This is a genomic window from Brevundimonas sp. NPDC092305, assembly GCF_044755415.1.
GTDB lineage: Bacteria > Pseudomonadota > Alphaproteobacteria > Caulobacterales > Caulobacteraceae > Brevundimonas.
In genome coordinates, this window is the sequence record NZ_JBIVQY010000001.1 from 1,815,140 (window position 1) to 1,834,574 (window position 19,435).

At 67.9% G+C, this 19,435-nt stretch carries 19 protein-coding genes; 10 read left to right on the top strand and 9 right to left on the bottom strand.

Features of this window, described 5'->3' with window-relative positions; all coding sequences use genetic code 11:
- Nucleotides 1–45: 45 nt before the first annotated feature.
- The 4 genes from ACIQC9_RS08990 to lpxK are packed head-to-tail and all read left to right on the top strand — an operon-like array spanning nucleotide 46 to nucleotide 4,858.
- Nucleotides 46–1,884 (top strand): ABC transporter ATP-binding protein, encoded by a 1,839-nt coding sequence (locus ACIQC9_RS08990; RefSeq protein ID WP_400614649.1) that lies wholly within the window; start codon nucleotides 46–48, stop codon nucleotides 1,882–1,884.
- Nucleotides 1,881–2,567 carry a lysophospholipid acyltransferase family protein gene (locus ACIQC9_RS08995; RefSeq protein WP_400614652.1) on the top strand — a complete coding sequence of 229 codons (687 nt, stop codon included), beginning with the start codon at nucleotides 1,881–1,883 and terminating at the stop codon, nucleotides 2,565–2,567. The genes ACIQC9_RS08990 and ACIQC9_RS08995 overlap by 4 nt, the downstream gene beginning before the upstream one ends.
- On the top strand, nucleotides 2,568–3,854 hold the full coding sequence (locus ACIQC9_RS09000; RefSeq protein ID WP_400614654.1) for a 3-deoxy-D-manno-octulosonic acid transferase: 1,287 nt from the start codon (nucleotides 2,568–2,570) through the stop codon (nucleotides 3,852–3,854).
- Nucleotides 3,851–4,858, top strand: a complete 1,008-nt coding sequence (gene lpxK / locus ACIQC9_RS09005; protein WP_400614656.1) for a tetraacyldisaccharide 4'-kinase — start codon at nucleotides 3,851–3,853, stop codon at nucleotides 4,856–4,858. The genes ACIQC9_RS09000 and lpxK overlap by 4 nt, the downstream gene beginning before the upstream one ends.
- On the opposite strand, the gene ACIQC9_RS09010 is transcribed toward lpxK, so the two are convergent.
- Entirely contained in the window at nucleotides 4,843–6,129 is a 1,287-nt protein-coding gene (locus ACIQC9_RS09010; RefSeq protein ID WP_400614658.1) for an amidohydrolase family protein, read from the bottom strand. The genes lpxK and ACIQC9_RS09010 overlap by 16 nt on opposite strands.
- 232 nt (nucleotides 6,130–6,361) lie before the next feature.
- Here ACIQC9_RS09010 and ACIQC9_RS09015 point away from each other — a divergent pair, with 232 nt between their 5' ends.
- On the top strand, nucleotides 6,362–7,012 hold the full coding sequence (locus ACIQC9_RS09015; RefSeq protein ID WP_400614661.1) for a murein L,D-transpeptidase catalytic domain-containing protein: 651 nt from the start codon (nucleotides 6,362–6,364) through the stop codon (nucleotides 7,010–7,012).
- Here the strand turns inward: ACIQC9_RS09015 and ACIQC9_RS09020 are convergent.
- Genes ACIQC9_RS09020 through ACIQC9_RS09030 form a run of 3 tightly spaced genes read right to left on the bottom strand, consistent with a single transcriptional unit; the run spans nucleotide 7,009 to nucleotide 9,304 of the window.
- Nucleotides 7,009–7,935, bottom strand: coding sequence for a bifunctional riboflavin kinase/FAD synthetase (locus ACIQC9_RS09020; protein WP_400615446.1), 927 nt, complete (start codon nucleotides 7,933–7,935; stop codon nucleotides 7,009–7,011). The two genes, ACIQC9_RS09015 and ACIQC9_RS09020, sit on opposite strands and share 4 nt — an antisense overlap.
- The gene (locus tag ACIQC9_RS09025) at nucleotides 7,935–8,396 is read right to left on the bottom strand and encodes a MaoC family dehydratase (protein WP_400614663.1); all 462 of its coding nucleotides are present in this window, start codon (nucleotides 8,394–8,396) and stop codon (nucleotides 7,935–7,937) included. The genes ACIQC9_RS09020 and ACIQC9_RS09025 overlap by 1 nt, the downstream gene beginning before the upstream one ends.
- A 38-nt stretch (nucleotides 8,397–8,434) precedes the next feature.
- Nucleotides 8,435–9,304, bottom strand: coding sequence for a TIGR01459 family HAD-type hydrolase (locus ACIQC9_RS09030; protein WP_400614665.1), 870 nt, complete (start codon nucleotides 9,302–9,304; stop codon nucleotides 8,435–8,437).
- Between the two features lie 92 nt (nucleotides 9,305–9,396).
- Here ACIQC9_RS09030 and ACIQC9_RS09035 point away from each other — a divergent pair, with 92 nt between their 5' ends.
- The gene (locus ACIQC9_RS09035) at nucleotides 9,397–9,726 is read left to right on the top strand and encodes a glycine zipper 2TM domain-containing protein (protein ID WP_400614667.1); all 330 of its coding nucleotides are present in this window, start codon (nucleotides 9,397–9,399) and stop codon (nucleotides 9,724–9,726) included.
- A 38-nt stretch (nucleotides 9,727–9,764) separates the two neighbouring features.
- Here ACIQC9_RS09035 and ACIQC9_RS09040 read toward each other — a convergent pair whose 3' ends face one another.
- Together ACIQC9_RS09040 and ACIQC9_RS09045 are read right to left on the bottom strand one after the other, a co-directional pair.
- A complete protein-coding gene (locus tag ACIQC9_RS09040) occupies nucleotides 9,765–12,206 on the bottom strand; it encodes an alkaline phosphatase PhoX (RefSeq protein WP_400614669.1) in 2,442 nt (813 codons plus the stop codon).
- Nucleotides 12,207–12,348: 142 nt separating this feature from the next.
- On the bottom strand, nucleotides 12,349–13,614 hold the full coding sequence (locus tag ACIQC9_RS09045) for an EAL domain-containing protein (RefSeq protein WP_400614672.1): 1,266 nt from the start codon (nucleotides 13,612–13,614) through the stop codon (nucleotides 12,349–12,351).
- 97 nt (nucleotides 13,615–13,711) lie between these two features.
- Here ACIQC9_RS09045 and ACIQC9_RS09050 point away from each other — a divergent pair, with 97 nt between their 5' ends.
- Both ACIQC9_RS09050 and ACIQC9_RS09055 read left to right on the top strand, forming a co-directional pair.
- The gene (locus tag ACIQC9_RS09050; RefSeq protein WP_400614675.1) at nucleotides 13,712–14,482 is read left to right on the top strand and encodes an SDR family NAD(P)-dependent oxidoreductase; all 771 of its coding nucleotides are present in this window, start codon (nucleotides 13,712–13,714) and stop codon (nucleotides 14,480–14,482) included.
- On the top strand, nucleotides 14,472–15,407 hold the full coding sequence (locus ACIQC9_RS09055; RefSeq protein WP_400614678.1) for a lysophospholipid acyltransferase family protein: 936 nt from the start codon (nucleotides 14,472–14,474) through the stop codon (nucleotides 15,405–15,407). The genes ACIQC9_RS09050 and ACIQC9_RS09055 overlap by 11 nt, the downstream gene beginning before the upstream one ends.
- Here ACIQC9_RS09055 and ACIQC9_RS09060 read toward each other — a convergent pair.
- The 3 genes from ACIQC9_RS09060 to xseA form a co-directional block, all read right to left on the bottom strand.
- Nucleotides 15,371–15,889, bottom strand: coding sequence for a response regulator (locus ACIQC9_RS09060; RefSeq protein ID WP_400614680.1), 519 nt, complete (start codon nucleotides 15,887–15,889; stop codon nucleotides 15,371–15,373). The genes ACIQC9_RS09055 and ACIQC9_RS09060 overlap by 37 nt on opposite strands.
- Nucleotides 15,890–16,039: 150 nt before the next feature.
- On the bottom strand, nucleotides 16,040–16,240 hold the full coding sequence (locus ACIQC9_RS09065) for a DUF2093 domain-containing protein (protein WP_400614682.1): 201 nt from the start codon (nucleotides 16,238–16,240) through the stop codon (nucleotides 16,040–16,042).
- 27 nt (nucleotides 16,241–16,267) lie between these two features.
- Nucleotides 16,268–17,737 carry an exodeoxyribonuclease VII large subunit gene (gene xseA, locus ACIQC9_RS09070; protein ID WP_400614684.1) on the bottom strand — a complete coding sequence of 490 codons (1,470 nt, stop codon included), beginning with the start codon at nucleotides 17,735–17,737 and terminating at the stop codon, nucleotides 16,268–16,270.
- A gap of 65 nt (nucleotides 17,738–17,802) precedes the next feature.
- Between xseA and ACIQC9_RS09075 the strand changes: the two genes are divergently transcribed.
- A complete protein-coding gene (locus ACIQC9_RS09075) occupies nucleotides 17,803–17,964 on the top strand; it encodes a hypothetical protein (RefSeq protein ID WP_400614687.1) in 162 nt (53 codons plus the stop codon).
- A 50-nt stretch (nucleotides 17,965–18,014) separates the two neighbouring features.
- Nucleotides 18,015–19,298 carry a phosphoribosylamine--glycine ligase gene (gene purD, locus ACIQC9_RS09080; RefSeq protein ID WP_400615448.1) on the top strand — a complete coding sequence of 428 codons (1,284 nt, stop codon included), beginning with the start codon at nucleotides 18,015–18,017 and terminating at the stop codon, nucleotides 19,296–19,298.
- Nucleotides 19,299–19,435: the final 137 nt, after the last annotated feature.

Consider the following 19,435-nt stretch of genomic DNA (forward strand, 5'->3'; position numbering starts at 1 on the left):
TCATCCCGGCTTGACTTGAGACCCGCGCCGTCCGACCTCGGACGGATGACTACGCCCGCCGCGCATGACGAGAAGGAGCCTCTGCGCCCGCTGCTGGCGCGGATCTGGCGCGACTATCTCTCGCATCACCGGTCGGCCCTATTCCTGTCGATGCTGTGCGCGGCTCTGGCGGGCGGACTTTCAGCCCTGACGCTTAAGCTGCTGGAGCCCGCGATCAACGGGCTCTTCCTGCAGCAGGACGCGCCCATGAAGCTGTGGGGCTTCATCGACATCGCGCCCGGCCAGGCGCTGACCGCCATCCCGCTGGCCATCATCGGCGTGGCCATCGTCTGGACGCTGGCCTCGCTGGGGCAGGCCGCGCTGGTGAACCGGCTGGGCCACGGCATCGTCGGCGACATTCAGGTGCGGCTGTTCGGGGCGATGATCCGGGCCGATCTCGCGCGTCTGCGCAGCCAGCACTCGGGCTCGTTCGTCTCCAGCGTGCTGTTCGACGCCAATCTGGTGCGCGAGGCTTTCACCAACGGGGTGGTCAACTACACCCAGCACAGCATCACCCTGTTCGCAGTGATCGTGGCCATGGCCTTCATCGACTGGCGGCTGACGCTGATCGTGCTGCTGGGCGTGCCGCTGGTGACACTGGTGCTGCGCCGGTTCTCCAAGCGGACGCGCAAGGCCACCACCGGCGCGATGAAGGAGACCGAAAACCTCTCCACCGCCCTGATGGAAAATCTCGACGGCGTCCGCCTGATCAAGATCGAGAACCGCGAGGCGGCCGAAGAGGCCCGCGTGGGCGAGGTCGTGTCCCGCCGGCAGCGTCATGTGATCAAGAGCGCCGACAGCCGCGCCTTCGCCGGGCCCTTCTCCAATCTGGTGGCGATGATCATCGTCGCGGCCGTGATGGGCTACGCCGGCTGGCGGGCGCAGCAGGGCGATATGAGCGTGGGCGCCTTCGCGGCCTTCATCGGCCTGCTGATGGCGGCGGGCCAGTCGCTGCGGCAGGTGACCAATCTGCAGACCGTGATGACCGAGGGCTTCACCGCGGCGCGCCGCCTGTTCAACGCCCTCGATATCCAGCCCGAAATCCGCGAGGCCGCCGACGCCGCGCCGCTATCCCCCGGCCCCGTGACCGTCGCGCTGGAGGGCGTCAGCTTCGCCTATGCGCCTGCGTCGGCGGGGGGAGCGCCGACCCTGTCGGACGTGTCCCTGACGGTGAAGCCGGGCGAGACCGTCGCCCTCGTCGGACCCTCGGGCGGCGGCAAGTCGACGATCCTGAGTCTGCTCCCGCGCTTTTACGACGTCACATCGGGCGCAGTGACTCTGAACGGGCGCGACGTGCGCGACCTGAAGCTGAATGACCTGCGCGCGGGCATCGCACTGGTGACGCAGGAGCCCTTCCTGTTCGACGACACCATCGCCGCCAACATCGCCTACGGCCGGCCCGGCGCGACCGCCGAGGACATCGTCGAAGCCGCGAAGTCCGCGGCAGCCCACGACTTCATCGCCGCCCTGCCCGACGGCTACGCCACCCGCGCCGGCGAGGCCGGCCTGCGGCTGTCCGGCGGTCAGCGCCAGCGCATCGCCATCGCCCGGGCCTTCCTGAAGGATGCGCCGATCCTGCTGCTGGACGAGGCGACTTCCGCCCTCGACACCGAGAGCGAGGCGCTGGTGCAGACGGCCCTGGAACGGCTGATGGCCGGCCGCGCGACGCTGATGATCGCCCACCGCCTGTCGACCGTGCGAAACGCTGACCGCATCTATGTCGTCGAGGCCGGTCGCATCGTGGAGCAGGGCTCCCACGCGGCGCTGGTGAAGAAGGGCGGTCTGTATGCCCGACTGGCCAGGCAACAGTCGCTGGACGGCGACGTCGTGGCCGCCGTCTCGTGAGGCCGCTACGAAATCCGGTCGTTCAGGCGATCCTCGCCTGGCTGCTGGCGGCGTGGATGCGGTTCTGTTTCGCGACCATCCGCTGGACCTACGAGAACGAGGCCGTGGCCGAGGCGGTGTGGAAACGGGGCGGCGGGGTCCTGTGCGCCTTCTGGCATTCGCGCATCGGTCTGTCGCCGGCCTGCTGGCCGCTGGATCGGGCGCAGTCGGCCAAGGCGCTGATCTCACTCAGCCCGGACGGCCAGTTCATCGCCAAGGCGGTGGCGCGGCAGGGTTTCCCCGCCATCCGCGGCTCCTCTTCCAACAAGGACAAGGCCGACCGCGCCAAGGGCGGGACGCAGGCGCTGCGGGATGGACTGAAACAGCTCAAGGTGGGGGCGCTGGCGATCACGCCGGACGGTCCGCGCGGTCCAGTACGGGAAATGGCCGAGGGCCTGCCCCTGCTCGCCAAGCTCTCGAAGGCGCCGACGCTGTTCATCGGCATGTCCTGCAATCCGGCGATCCGGTTGGGCAGCTGGGACCGGGCCGTGCTGCCCCTGCCATTCGGCAAGGGCGCGATCGTGTGGGACGTGGCTGACTATCCGCCGGATGCGGAACTGGCCGAGGTCGCCGCAGACTGGACCGAACGGCTGAATGCGGTAGAGGCGCGGGCCGACGCGCTGAGCGGGCTGGAACGCATCTAGATGAGCCCGGCCCTGATCCTTTACCGCCTGCTGACCCGGATGCTGGAGCCGCTGGCTCCACGCCTGCTGGACGCCCGTGCGCGCAAGGGCAAGGAGGACCCGGTCCGCGTGGACGAACGCCTGGGCGTCGCCTCGGTCGCGCGGCCGGCGGCCGAGCTGGTCTGGCTGCACGGGGTCAGCGTGGGTGAGACGCTGTCGCTACTGCCTGTGATCGAGCAGTTGAGGGCGCGGCGGCCGGATGTGGCGATCCTCGTCACGTCCGGCACGGTGACCTCGGCCAGCCTGCTGGCGCGGAGGCTGCCGGCAGGCGTGATCCACCAGTATGCGCCGGTGGACGGGCCCGAGACGGTTCGCGCCTTTCTCGATCACTGGCGGCCGACAATGGCGATCTTCGTCGAGAGCGAGCTGTGGCCTAACCTGATCCTTGAGGCTCATCGGCGTGGCGTGAAGCTGGTGCTGGCCAGTGCGCGGATCACGGACAAGACGGTCGCCGGGTGGCGCCGCTTCCCCGGCGCGGTGCGGCGGGTGCTTTCGGCGTTCGATCTGGTCCTGCCGCAGGACGAAGGCTCGGCCATGCGGCTGGAGAGCCTCGGCGCGCGTATCGATGGCCAGGTGAACCTGAAGCTGGCGGGCGATGCGCCGCCGCATGACGGAGCGGCCTTCACGCGACTGAGCGCGGCCATCGGCGACCGGCCGGTGATCGTCGCGGCCAGCACCCATGACGGCGAGGAGATCGCCCTTGTCCGGGCGCTCGATCATCTGGCCGAGCGGCTGTGCCTGATCCTCGTCCCGCGCCATCCGGAGCGCAGTGCGGGGATCGCCGCGGAACTGGCCGGCGAGGGCTATCGCTTCGCCATGCGGTCGCAGGGGCAGCAGCTGAACGCCGAAACCGATCTCTATATCGCCGACACCTTGGGCGAGATGGGGTTGTTCCTGCGGCTGGCGGACGTGGTGGTGATGGGCGGGTCGTTCTCGCAGGCGCTGAACAAACCGCCGGTGGGCGGGCACAATCCGCTGGAGCCGGCGCGGCTGGGCAAGCCGGCGATCACGGGGCCCGACATGACCAACTGGGCGGCGGTGACCGAGGCGCTGGTTCGGGCGGGCGGGCTGACCGTCGTGCGCGGGCCCTATGATCTACCCGAGGTGATCACGCCCCTGCTGGCCGACGAGGACGCGGCCAAGGCCATGGGCGAGCGCGGTCGCCGCGCCGCCGCCGAGGCCGGGTCGGGGCTGGAGCGGCTGATGGACGCGATCGAGCCGCTGCTGCCGCCGAGGCCGCGCCGATGAGCCTGTCGACGCCGAAGTGGTGGTACCTGCGCGACCGCAGGCATGCGGCGATGACGCGGATGCTGCTGAAGCCGTTGTCCTGGGTCTGGGCGGGCGTGACGGCGCGGAGGATCGCCTCGACGGCGCCGATCGATCCGGGCGTACCGGTGATCTCGGTGGGAAATCTGACGGTCGGCGGGTCCGGCAAGACGCCGGTGGCGCGTGAGGTGTTGCGGCTGATGCGGGCGGCCGGGGTGGAGGCGCACGCGCTGTCGCGAGGCTATGGCGGCAAGCTGGACGGGCCGACGCGGGTCGATCTGGCCGTCCATACCGCCGCGGATGTTGGCGACGAGCCGTTGATGCTGGCGATCGACAGCCCGGCGTGGATTTCGCGGGACCGGGTCGCGGGGGCCAGGGCGGCGGCCGACGATGGGGCGCAGGCGGTGGTGCTGGATGACGGGCACCAGAACCCGAAGCTGAAGAAGACGCTCAGCCTGATCGTCGTGGACGGAGAAACACGGGACGACGAGTGGCCGTTCGGTGACGGCTCGGTCTTTCCGTCGGGCCCGATGCGCGAGCCGCTGAAGGCCGGGCTCGCACGGGCCGATGCGGTCGTGATTTTGATGCCGGCGGATCTCGCGGAGGTTGACCCGGAGCTGGTGGAGACCTTTGGCGCCCTGCCCGTCTTCATCGCCCGTCTGGAGCCCGCAAATCCGCCGCCGACCGGCCCGCTCGTCGGCTTCGCGGGCATCGCCAAGCCGTGGAAGGTGGAACGGTCCCTGAAGGCCGCCGGCGCTAGTCTGGCCGACTTCGCCCCCTTCCCCGACCACGCCGCCTTCCGGGACGAGGACCTGAGCTGGCTCGCGGAACGCGCCGACCAGTTCGGGGCCCGACTGATCACCACCGAGAAAGACTGGTCCCGCCTGCCGCCGCAGTGGCGCGAGCGGGTTACGTCATGGCCGGTGAAGGCGACCTTCGAGGATGAGGCGGGGTTCGCCCGCCTGCTGCATCAGTCCTCACGGTAGATCACGCCTGCCTTCATCACGAAGCGCACCCGCTCCAGCTCCGTCACATCGCTCAACGGATCGCCGCTGACCGCGATCAGATCGGCTGGCATGCCCGTCGCGATCCGGCCTGCTTCGCCTGTGATCCTGAGATGCTGCGCGGCCCCTGCTGTTGCGGCCTGAATCGCCTCCAGCGGGCTCAGGCCGGCGCGCACCAGCAGGGCGAACTCCTGCGCATTGTCTCCGTGCGCCGAGACGCCCGTGTCCGTGCCGAACGCAATCCGGACGCCGCCTTCATGTGCCCGACGCGCCATGTCGACCATCCGGGGCCCGACCTCCAGCGCCTTGGCGGACTGGGCCGGGGTGAAGAAGTTGTCGGGGCTGGAAGCGATGCGGGCAACGAAATCGCCTGCCAGCAGGGTCGGCACCAGCCACACGCCCTCGCGCCGCATCAGCCGGATCGACTCGTCGTCGAGGAAGGTGCCGTGCTCGATGGAGTCGCCGCCCGCGCGCAGGAAACTGTTGATGCCGTCCGCCCCGTGGGCATGCGCGGTGACCTGACGGCCCATGCGGTGGCCGGCCGCGACGATGGAGCCCAACTCCTCGTCGGAGAACTGCTGGGCGAGACCCGCGGCCGTATTGGACAGCACGCCCCCCGTGGCCGTGATCTTGATGATGTCGGCTCCGGCGCGAACCTGGGTGCGGACGGCGCGCATGCAGTCGTCGACGCCCGAGCAGACGCTCTCGGGCGACAGGATGTGCATCACGTCCTCGCGGTAACCGTTTATGTCGCCATGACCGCCGTGGACCGACACCGCCGAGCCTGAGGCGATCACCCGAGGACCGGGTACGTCGCCGCGACGGATGGCGTCACGCAGGGCGAAGACCGACTCGTTCGATCCGCCCAGATCCGCCACCGTGGTGAAGCCGGCCATCAGCGTACGACGGGCGTAGCGGGCCCCGACAAAGGCCTGTTCGGCGTTGGACTGCGTGACCTCTTCCAGCCGGCCGTTCGGGTTCTGCTGACTGGTCAGATGAACGTGGCTGTCGATCAGGCCGGGCAGCACGAATGAGTCGCGCAGGTCGACGATCCGCCCCTCTCCGACGAAGCCCTCGCGGATTTCGACGACCTGGTTCCCTCTGATCACGAGAGTTTTATCGCGCTGCACAATTCCCCGTTCGGGCTCGGCCAGAAGCTGCCCCACTTGAACGAACGTGGTCTGGTCCGAACTCGCTTGGCCCCCGGACGAGGGGCTTTGCGCCAAGGCGGGCGCAGACGTCAGCGCGGCCAAAACTGCCAGAATTCCTGCAAAGCTCTTCACGAAACCCCTCCCGAAATCGTCCCGCACCTTAGCCAACCCCGGTCGAAGACCAAGGCTCAGGTTGTCTTCTGCGAAACATTTTGGAACAAACCGTCCCTTCTCGTGAACATGCGAAGGGCGTCGCATGCGACTAGCAAGACGTGGATTCATCCTTGGCGGCGCGGCCCTTCTGTCGGGCTGCGCGACCGCTGCGAAGCCCGAGATGGCTGCGAACCTAGTCTCGCCGATCCCGGCGCCGCCGACTCCGGCCATTCACACCGCCGCCCTCGACCCCACGACTGCCCAGTCGCCCGAAGCGATCACCGCCGAGCTGAACTCGACCCGCCTGCTCGACCCCCGTGGTCAGGTCCGCAAGGAGTTGATGCAGCGCGCCACGGCGGCGCTGGACATCCACAAGGATCGCGTGAGCAAGCGCGACCGCATGTATCTGGTCGACTTCACCAAATTCTCGGGTGAAGAGCGGCTGTACGAGGTCGACCTCGAAGGCGGCCAGATCACCCTGATGCGGACCAGCCACGGCCGCGGCTCCGATCCGACGCACACCGGCTATCCGACCCTGTTCGGCAACACGCCCGACAGCCACATGTCCTCGGTTGGCGCCTTCGCGACCGCCGGAGCCAGCTGGGGGGCCCAGCAGGGACCGAACGTGCTGCTGGACGGGCTGGAGTATTCCAACGACCGGGCCCGCGAGCGCGCCATCATCATCCACGGCGCCGACTACGCTGACCCGGCCTTCCTCGCCCGCGAAGGCAAGCTGGGACGGTCCTATGGCTGCTTCTCGGTTGGCCACGCCGATCTGCCGCGCCTGCGCGACCGGATGGGCGAAGGGCGGCTGCTATTCGCCTGGGCCTAGGCCAAGGCCGAACGCGCGGCCGCGGCGTCGGCCTCGATCTGCACCTTCAGCGCATCCAGATCATCGAATTTCATCTCGCCCCGCAGGAAGTCGATGAGCTGCGTCTCGATCGTCTGGCCGTAGAGCTCCTCCTCGAAATCGAACAGCCAGACCTCGAGCAGCGGGGCGTCCAGCTCGTACATCGGTCGCACGCCGAGATTGGCGACGCCGTCGATCAGACGGCCGTCCGGCAGGCGGGTGCGGGTGGCATAGACCCCGTAGGCGGGCCGCATGTAGTCGCCCATGGGCACATTGGCCGTCGGCACGCCAATGGTGCGACCGCGCTTGTCACCGTGAACGACCTCGCCCTCGATCGCGAAGGGACGGCCAAGAATCGCCGCCCCGCGCGCCATGTCGCCGGCCTTCAGCGCCTCGCGCACGGCCGATGACGACAGCTTCAGACCATCGGGGTCGTCCACCCGATCGACCCGCGAGACGGTGAAACCCATTCCTTCTCCCTGCCGGCGTAGTCCCTCGGGCGAACCGGTGCGGCCCTTGCCGTAGGTGAAGTCGAAGCCGACGGCCGCGTGACGCACGCCCAGACCGTCAGCCAGCACCTGTCGGGCGAAATCATCGTCGGACATCGCCGCCATCTCGGCGTCAAAAGGCAGCAGATAGAGACGGTCCACGCCCAGCGGCTGCACGGCGCGCGCCATCTGGGCCGGCGTCATCAGCCGAAAGGGCGCCGCGTCGGGCTGGAACCAGCGGCGGGGATGCGGATCGAAGCTGACCACGCCCAGCGGCGCGCCCAGCCGGTCGGCCGCCGCCCTCGCCTCGCCGATCACGGCCTGATGCCCCCGGTGAACCCCGTCGAAGGCGCCGATAGCGACGGCAGCGCCCTTCAGCCCGTCAGGCAGGGCGCGCCAGTCTGTGACGACGTCGATCAACGGCTGGACGGCTTGCGGCGACGGGGCACGCGGACGGTGGCGATGCCGTCCATGATCAGCTTGCCGTCGACGAAGCCTTCGCAGTTAAGCTCGACCCGCGCGCTCTCGGGCTCGACCGAAACGACGGTGATCCGGATCGTGACGACGTCGTCGATGCGGACCGGCAGGTGGAACTGCAGGGTCTGGGACACATAGATCGAGCCCGCGCCCGGCAGGATGGTCCCGACCACGGCCGATCCGAACGACGCACTCAGCAGGCCGTGCGCAATCCTTCCGCGATAGGCGGTCTTCGACGCGAACGCTTCGTCCAGGTGCACAGGATTGAAGTCGTCGGACGCCTCGGCGAACAGCCGGATACGCGCCTCCGTGGCGACGATGACCTTTTCGGCCGCCATGCCGACGTGAAGTTCCTCGAGAATATATCCGCCCGAGGGGTGCTGTCCGACCAAATCAACCATGGACCGGTGTTAGCGCCGGTGCGACAGAATGACCATCCTCACCACGCCAGATCGAGTGCGGCGTATCGGGCGTAGGTGGTCTCGGCCTTGAGCAGATCGGCGGCCTTCGCCGGGTCGAGCCGTCCGTCGGCGCCTCGCGCGGCGTCGCCGTGGATGCCCTGCGCGATGAACAGACAGTCCAGCGCTTGGCGGTTGGCGCCCAGCACGTCAGTCACGACTCCGTCTCCGATGCAGAGCACGCGGGACCGGTCCGCAGGCCGCCCCAGCAAGGTCTCAGCCTCGGACAGAGCCAGTTCATAGATCGGACCAAACGGCTTTCCCGCCATGGTCACGCGACCGCCAAGGCTCTCGTACAGGTCGGCCAGCGAACCCCCGCAATAGATCAGCTTGTCTCCGCGCTGGACCACACGGTCGGGGTTGGCGCAGATCAGTTCAAGATCCCGCGCCGCGCCCTCAGCCAGACGATCGCGATAGTCTTCGGGCGTCTCCACCTCGTCATCGACGGGCCCGGTGACCGAGATGAAGGCGGCGTCGGATGCGCTGTCGACCGTCTCGAGACCCAGTCCTTCATAGAGCGGCCAGTCCCGATCGGGGCCGATGATCCACGCTGGTCCCGGCGCCCGCTTCGCCAGTTCCGCCCGTGTGGCGTCGCCAGAGGTGACCACCGCCTTCCAGCTCTCGCGCGGGACCTTCAGAGCGTCCAGCTGCGTCACCACGCCGGGCGTGGGCCGGGGCGAGTTGGAGATGAGGACCACATGTCCGCCCGCCCGGTTGAACCGGGTCAGGGCGTCGCAGGCCTCGGGCCAGCTTTCCCGACCGTTATGGATCACGCCCCAGATGTCGCACAGCAGGATGTCGTAGTCGCCGGCGATCTCGGAGAGGCCGGTCAGGGCATGGGGAAGGCTCATGCGCCGGAGATAGCGTCTGGGCTTCGGAACGGGAAGGCCGGGCACGGAGTTCGACAGCGGGGCCCTGTGGGAGAACTGTAATGCGACGACTGATGGCTATGACCGCGCTGGCGGCCGCCGGTGTGACTCTGACCGCCTGTGCGACGACTGACGGCTATGCGTCGGCCTGCGAGCGCGACTATCAGCGCAACCGCGACCGGGCGACGGCCTCTGGCGCATTTCTCGGCGGGGTGATCGGCGCAGCGGTCGCCGGCCCGGGAGATCGCGAACGCGGGGCCGCGATCGGCGCGGCGGCCGGCGCCCTGCTGGGCAACCAGCTGTCCGCCGAGGACGATCCCTGCGGCTACGGCTTCGGCGGCTACAACCGCGATTATCGGTACGGCCGTGAGCGGGTGTACTGGCGCGACGATCGACGTTGGTAGGAAAAGCGGCCCGGCGGGCCGGGCCGCTCCGCTGTCTCTCAGAGACCGACCAGTCCGCCGTCGTTCTTGGTGATCACGATCGTGGCCGAACGCGGCCGCGACGGCGTGGTCGCGCCCGATTGGCTGGCGGGCCAGATCGAGGTCGGGCTCGCAGGGCTGCCGCCTTCACCTGGATGCTGGATGTTGACGAAGAGGGTGCGGCCGTCCGGCGTCGATTCGATGCCGGTGATCTCGCATTCCTTCGGACCGACAAGGAACCGCTTCAGGGAAAGGCCCGGCGTCCGGCCCACGATAGTGGCCTGACTGCGGGTGGCGCCGGTCGAGTCGGTGTTGGTGAGGGTGCGGGCGCCGCCGTCGCCGACACGGCCCGGCAGGGCGGCCAGCATCATGCAGTTGGTCTGATCCGTGAAGGCGCCGTCGTCGGTCTGAATCCAGAGCAGCGGCGACAGCTGTCCGCCCGGGTTCGAAGCGCGCGAGAACCAGAGGCCGTCCGGGCTGGAGAAGTCATTCGTAGGGTCGAGGCCTGACAGGTTGATATTGGCGGCGTTCAGGTCGGACCCCGCGCCGAAGGCGTAAATGTCCCACGTAAAGGTCGTGGCGTCGGCCCGGTCACCCGTCTCGCGCAGACGGATGATATGGCCGTTCGGGTTTCCGTACTGGGCCGAGGCGCCCTTGGGGTCGTTGTAGTGACGCGGGTTGGCCGCGTCGGTCTGGGCCAGCGGGCGCGAGGCGGCGTTGGTGTTGGTCAGGGTCAGATAGACCTCGCCATTCGCCGGGTTCACGGCCGCCCACTCGGGACGATCCATCTTGGTCCCGCCCGCCGCGTCGGCGGCCAGACGGGTGTTGATCAGCACGTCCGCCTGATTGGCGAAGGCGTAGGTCGGGTTGGCCGCGGTGATGTTGCCCTGCCCGAAGACCAGCGGAAGCCACACGCCCTGCCCGGTCGCATCGAAGCGCGCGACGTAGAGCGTGCCGTTGTCCAGATACTTGTCGCCCATGGCGAGGCGATCGCTGCGCTGGGCGTCCGCCGCGTCCCACGGCGTGGCCGAGACGAACTTGTAGAAATACTCGTTGCGGCTGTCGTCGCCCATGTAGAAGGCGGGACGCTGACCGGCGACGAAGTTTGAGGGCCAGGCGCCTTCGTGACCCATCCGGCCCAGCGCCGTCCGCTTGCGCGGCGTGGAGGCGGGGTCATAGGGGTCGATCTCGACGATCCAGCCGTACTGGTTCGGCTCGTTGCGGAAGTCGCCGGTCCCGTCGGCGGCCAGGCCAGCCTGTGCGGTGGCGTTCCACTTGGCGAAGCGGGTGTCGCCGGCGGTCGACGGAACGACCGTGGACCAGGAGCTGGCGCCGGTCGTGCTCGTCACGCCGTAGCGGGCGAGCGCCGTCGCCTGTTTGAGGGTTCGGTTGGCGTTGTCGCTTGTCGGCCGGCGGAAGTAGCCCGCCCAATTTTCCTCGCAGGTCAGATAGCTGCCCCAGGGCGCATAGCCATTTGCGCAGTTGTTGATCGTGCCGCGCCCGGCGACGCCGGTGGGCGAATAGACGGTGCGCAGTTGGGCGTCGCCACGAGCGGGGCCGTTGATCGCCATCGGCGTGTTTGGCGTGATGCGGCGATTGAAGGTCGATGCCTGATTGTAGCTCCAGCCGGCGGTTTCGCGCGAAACCTCGATGACGCTGACGCCGTGACACTCGATCTCCTTCAGCGCCTCGGCTTCAGGGCGGACGCCGGCGGTGTTCGTCGGGCCGGCGACGTGCAGATACTGGTCCGAGATATTCTCGTGATTCATCACCAGCAGACCGCGGGTCGAGTTGCCGTCCTCGCGGACCGAGCCGGTCGCCGCCAGACCGAAATAGGCCATGCCGTCGTGGTGGTCGCCGGCACGGGCGGCGTAGTTGGCGTCCGTGCCGTTGTTCAGGAACGCGGGCGTTCCGGCCGTGATCGGGTCGCCGAGGCGATACAGGACGCTGACGGTATAGCCCGCGGGCACGGTCACGATGTCGTTCAGGTTCTTCGGCACGGCGGTGAAGTCGAGCGTCGCCGGGCTTACGGTGACCGTCGTATCCGCGGTGATGATCTGGCCTTCGCTGTTGGCAGCGTGGAAGCGGAACACCAGAGGCGTAGCGGCGGTGACGGCGGGCGCGATGAAGGTCACCGAGGCGCCTTCGGTGCTGCTCAGCACCGCGGTTGGCCCTGAAACCTGCGTCCAGAAGGTGCGGATCGAGTTCGAGCTGGTTCCCGACAGGGTGACCAGTTTGCCAGTGGCGCTGGCGCCAGCCTGCCCGGCTTCGATGGTCGACGCCGGCGCCTCGTCATCGCTACAGGCCGACAGACCGAACAGGCCGGCCACGGCGATCATGCCGCCCAGCATCGCCCGTCGCGACTGGCGGGCATCCACGATGCTGCCGAAGGTCGGATTGTTGGAGGTGTTGAGGTCGAAATCGCCGTCGCTGTGACGGCCGGTCGGCATCTGCTCGGTCATGTGCGATCCCCCTGCATCGAATGTGGGGAAGCGATAACCGAGGTCGGCCAGCGCGGACGTTGGCGGAACGCTGACGGTTCAGTGATTGTTTTGGCGCTGTTCGACGACGGTAGAGCTTAAGTCCGTCCGTGGACCGTCAAGTTCAGCCGAACCGGCGACGCTCGGCGGTGCGCAGGCTGGAGCGCAGGAAGTTGGCGGGCGGATCGGTCTCGGCCAGCACGTCTTCCTTGATGGCCCGGGGCTCGCCGAACAGGTGTCCCTGTCCCAGACCGATGTCGAGTTCGAGAACATCGACGATCTGACGCTCGGCCTCGACCTTTTCGGCGATGACCTCGATGCCGTAGCGGCGGGTCAGAGCGGCGAAGTCCGACGGATGGATATCGCGCAGCGACGGCACACTCGGGCCGCCATCGAGGTCGAGAAGCTGTTCGATCAGCAGGTCGGCCGACACCTTGAGGAATTTGACGTCCGACCGCTGCAGGTCGGCGAAATCGAGGTCCAACGTCTGGGTTTTGTCGATCGAGAAGCGGAAGCCGAGGTCCGCCAGCTTGGCCATGTTCCGCGCCTCGACCGCGCCGCGTGCGTCGAACGCCGCCTGACCAAGCTCGAAGATCAGCGCCTGGTTCAAGTCGCGGTTCTCGCTGAGGAAATCGAGGAACTGGCGGAAGAAGGTCTCGTCGGCCAGGGACGACAGGGCGATGTTGCAGAACACCCCGACCTTGCGATCCTGTCGCGCCAGCCGCCGCACGATCTGGGCGCAACGGAAGAGCAGCAGGTTGTCGATGGAGGCGACCAGACCCTCGTCCTCGGCGACCGACAGGTACTCGGCCGGCATCATGATGCGATCATCGGCGGCGCGCAGGCGGGTGAAGCTTTCGTAGAACACCGTGCGCCGCTGCGGCAGGCTGACCACTGGCTGGAGGTAGAGGTCGACGCGGTTTTCGGCGAGGGCGTCGTGGATGGTCTGCAGAAGGGTGTTCGACTGCGCCAGATGCCGGGCTTCGTACGGGTTTACCGGGTCAGGCTTCGACAGCCGGTGCTCGATGGAGTCGCCCATCTGCTGGACCAGCGTCTCCAGCATGCGAACCTCGCCGGTCAGGGCTTCGGTGGAGCTGAGGGCGCCGGCCTCAATGGCTTCGGCCAGTTCGGTCAAGGCGCCCTGTGTCGACTCCATCGCATCGGCCAGGAGGCGGTGCGCCTCGCGGACCTGCGCGATCTCCTTTCGCAGCGCAGCCTTGTCGGCGCGCGCGGAAAGGAAGGTGTGCACAGCGGCCAGCAGACCCAGCGCCCCGATCGCGCCCGCGGCTCCGGCGCCCAGTCCCAGACCGGCGCGCCAGATGAAGGTCCCGACGGTCATCGCCAGGAACAGGTAGCCGAAGAACAGGAAGCCCTGGGTGAGCGTGCGCATGAAGACGGAGTTTCGGCCTTCCCGGATGGAATCGGCCGAGTATCGGGCTATCTAGGCTGTACCGCCAGAGACAACGACAGAAGAGACGGGGAAACGCATGGAATTGTTCGACCTGACCGGCAAGGTCGCCGTCATCACCGGCTCGTCCCGCGGCATCGGTCGCGCCATCGCCGAGCGGCTGGCCGAGCATGGCGCCCGGGTGGTCGTCTCGTCCCGCAAGGCGGACGCCTGTCAGGAGGTCGCCGACGCGATCAACGCGAAGCACGGCGAAGGTCGCGCCATCGTCATTCCTGCGAGCATCTCATCCAAGAGCGACCTGCAGCGACTGGTCGATGAGACCAACGCCGCCTTTGGCCGGATCGACATCCTCGTCTGCAACGCGGCGTCCAACCCCTACGCCGGGCCCATGTCGGGCATCGCCGATGAGCAGTTCGAGAAGATCTTCCACAACAATGTGCTGGCCAATCACTGGCTGATCCAGATGGTCGCGCCGCAGATGCTGGAGCGTAAGGATGGAGCGATCCTGGTCATCTCGTCGATCGGCGGTCTGCGCGGCAACGCCCTGATCGGCGCCTACAACGTCTCCAAGGCGGCGGACATGCAGCTGGTCCGCAATCTGGCGGTCGAGTACGGCCCGTCAAACGTGCGGGTGAACTGCATCGCGCCAGGCCTGATCCAGACCGACTTCGCCAAATATCTCTGGGAGAACCCGGCCATTCTCGAAAAGACGGTCGAGCCCAATCCGATGAAGCGCATCGGCCAGCCGGACGAGATTGCGGGCACGGCCGTCTATCTGTGCAGTCCGGCCGCGGCTTACGTCACTGGCCAGACGCTTGTGGTCGACGGCGGACTGACCATTGCCTGGTGAAGGCAAGGTCTCATTCGGTCAGGACCTCGGCTGGCGGCTTGAGGCGATCGCCTTCGCGGGCCTGACCCAATTTCTTCGACTGCTGAGTGTCGAGGGGGCGTCCAACCTCGGCGGCTGGCTGCTGAAGACGCTGGGGCCGCGAACCGGCACTCACCGGACGGTCATCCGCAATCTGCGTATCGCCTTCCCGGACATGGAATCCTCGGAGCGCGAACGACTGGCGCGGGCGGCGTGGGAGCAGACCGGCCGCAGCTTCGCCGAGACGACGATCATGGACCGGCTCACGCCCGCATCCGGAAGGATCGACATCGTCGGCGCTAAACGGCTGGAAGCGATCCGGGCGTCGGGCACGCCGGTGGTGTTCGTCTCAGGCCACATGGCCAACATCGAAACGATGGCGGCGGTATTGGTCGATAGCGGCCTCACCGTGCAAGTCACCTATCGCGCGGCGAACAACCCCTATGTCGACGCCCAGATCCGGGCCGCGCGGGCGCGGTACGGGGTCAAGCTGTTCGCGCCCAAAGGCGGGGATGGCGCGCGCGAACTGCTGGCCGGAATGGCGCGCGGCGAGTCGGTCGCCCTGATGAATGACCAGAAGTTTTCCGAAGGCCCCGAGGTCGAGTTCTTCGGTCAGCCGGTCAACGCCGCGCCGGGGCCCAGCCGCCTGGCCCTGCGCTTCGGCACGGTGCTGCAGCCCATGTCGGTGGTGCGTCTGCCGGGCGTGCGCTTTCGCGTGACGGCCCACGAGCCGATCTCGCTGGTCCCGACCGGCGATCGGGCGGCGGATATTAAACGCGGGGTTCAGGCGGTGACGAGCTTTGTCGAGGATCGGGTGCGCGAGCATCCCGTCGACTGGTTCTGGGTCCACAAACGGTGGCCAGACAAGGTCTATGCCGCGCTGCCGCCTGCTGGCCCTGAAGACTGATCGGTAGAGCGCCGCATCGGCCCCTTGTAGTTCGGGTTCGCCTGCCGGCGGCGGTCAGGCCCGAAGTAGGACTCCGTTTTGACAAACGGGCGCGGTCGCCAGATGACCGCCTGGATGCGGTCGAGCACCGCCTTGGCCGTGATCGGCTTGACCACGAACTCGGTCACGCCGGCGTCGCGCGCCTCGTAGACGCGGCTCTTTTCCGAGTGGCCGGTCATCATGATGATCGGCAAATAGGGGTTAGCGCTGTCCGGGCTGTTGCGGACCAGACGGGTGAACTCCACCCCATCCAGCGGGAACATGTTGAAGTCGACGATCGCCAGATCGATGGCGTGCTCGCGCAGCATCTCCAGCGCGGAAGAGCCGTCTGTCGCCTCTATGACCTTGCGCATTCCGGCCGACCCGAGAACGGCCGAGGTGATGGCCCGCATGTGCTGGTTGTCGTCAACCAGCAGGACCTGAATAGCTTGGAGCGATGACATGGAGAGGCAGGCGGCCGGAACAGATGGCGATTCGGGAAGAGTAGGAGGGCTTTGCCGTTCCGTCCATGACTGACCGCCGTTCAGGCGACTCCGTTCGACCGGACTCGCTCGAAAGTTGCGGGGACGGGCGACGCGCCCGGTGTCAGCGCGTCAGGGTTGCTGGCCAAGACGCTGGAAAGCCTCGGCCGGGCCGGCATAGGCTTCCTGCAGATTGTGGGACCAGTAGCGCAAGGCTTCGAGCGGGATCGTCTTGCCCGAAACGGCGCAAAGGACGAATCGGCCGGGCTTGAGCACGGCGAATTCGCCTTCTCCGTAGTGCAGGGTCGCCATTCCGGTCGTCGCGTCGGTCATGCCCGCCTTCTAGCGAAACCGCCGACGCTAGAACAGATCGCCCTGATCCGAACCGGCCGGCCTGGAGCGGGGCGGGGTCGGACGAGGCCGGGGTGTCGGAACAGTCGATCCGGCGTCATCCTCGATCCGCGCTCTGCGACCACCGTCGGCGAACACCAGCCGCACGGCCTGCCCGTCAGCGAGTGCGGCCGCTGAGGCGATCATGGCGCCATCCTCGGCCTCCACCCGCGCGAAGCCCGGCTTGGGCCGCTTTGGATCGAGGGTCGTGAGCGCGCGAGACAGCGCCGCCAGCCGGGCTGAGTCCTGCGCCAGCCGTCGGTCCATTGCCGGAGCGAAGCGATCGCTGAATGCCGACAGGCGATCGCGACGTCTCTCCATCGCCCGGCGCAGCAGAACGTCGGATAGGCGCGCCGACACCGCCGTGAACTGACGCTCGTGCACCGCCACATTGCGATGCAGGCCCGAGGCCAGCCGGCTGCCCGCCAGATCGAGCCGTTGTTGTGGCAACGCCAGCAAGTCCTCGGGCCGAACAGGCAAGCCGCGAGCGACAGCGCGCAGACGTGTGCGACGGTCTTCCAGCAACCGCCCGCCCGCCCGCGCCAGACGGCTGTCCAGATCGGCGATGGCGTAGCGCAAATCGGCCAGCACCGGCGTCGCGACCTCGGCGGCGCCGGTCGGGGTCGGCGCCCGCCTGTCCGAGACGAAGTCGATCAGGGTCGTGTCGGTCTCATGCCCCACGGCCGAGATGATCGGAATGGACGCGGCGGCGACGGTGCGGGCCAGCGCTTCGTCATTGAAGGCCCACAGATCCTCGACCGAGCCGCCGCCCCGGGCGACGATGACCACGTCCGGCCGAGGGATCGGTCCGTCAGGCGTCATGGCGTCGAAGCCGCGCACGGCGGCCGCGACCTGCCCGGCCGCCGCATCGCCCTGCACCACACACGGCCAGACCACGACGCGGCAGGGCCAGCGTTCGGAGATGCGGTGCAGGATGTCGCGGATCACGGCGCCGGTGGGGCTTGTCACCACCCCGATGACGCGCGGGAAGGCCGGGATGGGCTGCTTGCGACCGGGTTCGAACAGCCCCTCCCCCGCCAGCTTCGCCTTCAGCCGCTCGAGCTGCGCCAGCAAGGCCCCCGCGCCGGCGGCCTCCATGGTTTCGATGACGATCTGATACGACGACCGCGCCGGATAGCTGGTGATCTTGCCGGTGACGATCACTTCAAGCCCGGTATCCGGCTGGGCGCCCAGCGCCCGGACGGAGCCTTTCCAGATCACGCCGTCGATGCAGGCCTTGTCGTCCGTCAGGGTCAGATAGACATGGCCCGAAGCGTGGCGATTGACCTTGGATATCTCGCCCCGCAGCCGCACATGCCCGAACCGGTCCTCCAGCGTCCGCTTCAGGGCGAACGACAGCTCCGAGATAGACAGGGGCGGATTGTTGTCGCGCGCCGCAGCCGGCTCGGACGGGCCTTCGAAGACGTAGTCGTCAGTCATGCCGCCAGACTAGCGGGCCAACCGTCCGGGGGGAACGTCCTGTCGTCGGGGATCGTTGGCAAGACATGGCCGATCCCAAATATACCGATCCCGAAGACCGCGATCCGCGCGAGGAACGGCTGGGCCGCCGTAGCGACAGCCCGTCCGTCAGCCCGTGGCTCATCATCGGCGTGATCGTCCTGCTGGGCGCTGTGGTTTACGTGATTTCGGCCCTCGTGGCGGGATAACGACGCACAACGGGTTGACGCCCTTCGCACGCGCGGTAATGCGCCTGTCCATGAACATCCTGCTGGTCGGTTCCGGAGGGCGCGAGCACGCGCTGGCGTGGAAGATCGCGCAATCGCCCCTGCTGACCCGGCTGGTGATCGCCCCCGGCAACCCCGGCATGGAAAAGCTGGGCGAGTTGGTGGACATCAAGGTCACCGACGCCGAACGGATGTCCGCCTTCGCGCGTGAGATGAAGGCAGACCTCGTCGTGGTGGGCCCCGAGACGGCGCTGGAGCGTGGCCTCGCCGATATGCTGAACGCCGCCGGCATTCCCTGCTTCGGCCCTAGCGCCAAGGCGGCCCAGCTGGAGACCTCCAAGGCCTTCTCCAAGGTCTTCATGGAGCGGCACGACATCCCGACCGCCGGCTATGGCGTCTATGAGCGGCTGCATGAGGCGCGTCAGGCGCTGGACGTGTTCAAGCCCCCCTATGTGATCAAGGCCGACGGTCTGGCCGCCGGCAAGGGCGTGGCCATCAGCCCCAACCGCCGCGACGCGGAGGGCGAGATCGAGTGGATGCTGGGCGGCCGCTTCGGTCAGGCCGGCGCCCGCGTGATCATCGAGGAGTTCATGGACGGCGAGGAGGGCTCGCTGTTCGCTCTCTGCGACGGCAAGCAGGTCCTGCTGCTGGGCGGCGCGCAGGACCACAAGCGCGCCTTCGACGGCGATCTGGGCCCCAACACCGGCGGCATGGGCAGCTATTCGCCGGCGCCTGTGTTTACGCAGGAACTGGTCGAGAAGGCCGAGCGTGAGATCGTGATGCCAGTCATCGCCGGCATGGCGATGGAGGGCATGCCTTACCGGGGCGTGCTCTACGCCGGCCTGATGGCCACCGCAGACGGCCCCAAGGTCGTGGAATTCAACGCCCGTTTCGGCGATCCGGAATGTCAGGTGCTAATGATGCGCATCGAGGGCGATCTGGTCCCGATGCTGCTGGCCTGTGCGCGCGGCGATCTGACCCGCGCGCCCTTCCCTGCCTTCCTGCCCGACACGGTGATCTGCGTCGTGCTGGCGGCGAAGGGCTATCCCGACAGCCCGCTTGAGGGCTCCATTATCCGCGGCGCCGAGCAGGATTTCGGGCCCGACGTGCAGATCTTCCACGCCGGCACGCGCCGTCAGGACGACGGTCAACTGGTCGCCGCCGGCGGCCGGGTGCTGAACGTCTGCGCGCGGGGTCGGGACATCGCCGAAGCCCGCGATCGCGCCTACGCCGCCATCAAGAAGATCGACTGGCCCGGCGGCTTCTACCGCAACGACATCGGCTGGCGTGCGCTGGAGCGCGACGAGACGGCGTGACGTTTCCGGTGGCGCGCGCGCGTCCGCCTCTGCTAGACCAGCCGCACCATGACCGTCCGCGTGTTTCGCCCGATTTCGATTAGCCGCCCGGCGTAGCGCTGCAGGGCCTTTGCCCCGCGCACGTCGGGTTTCATCGA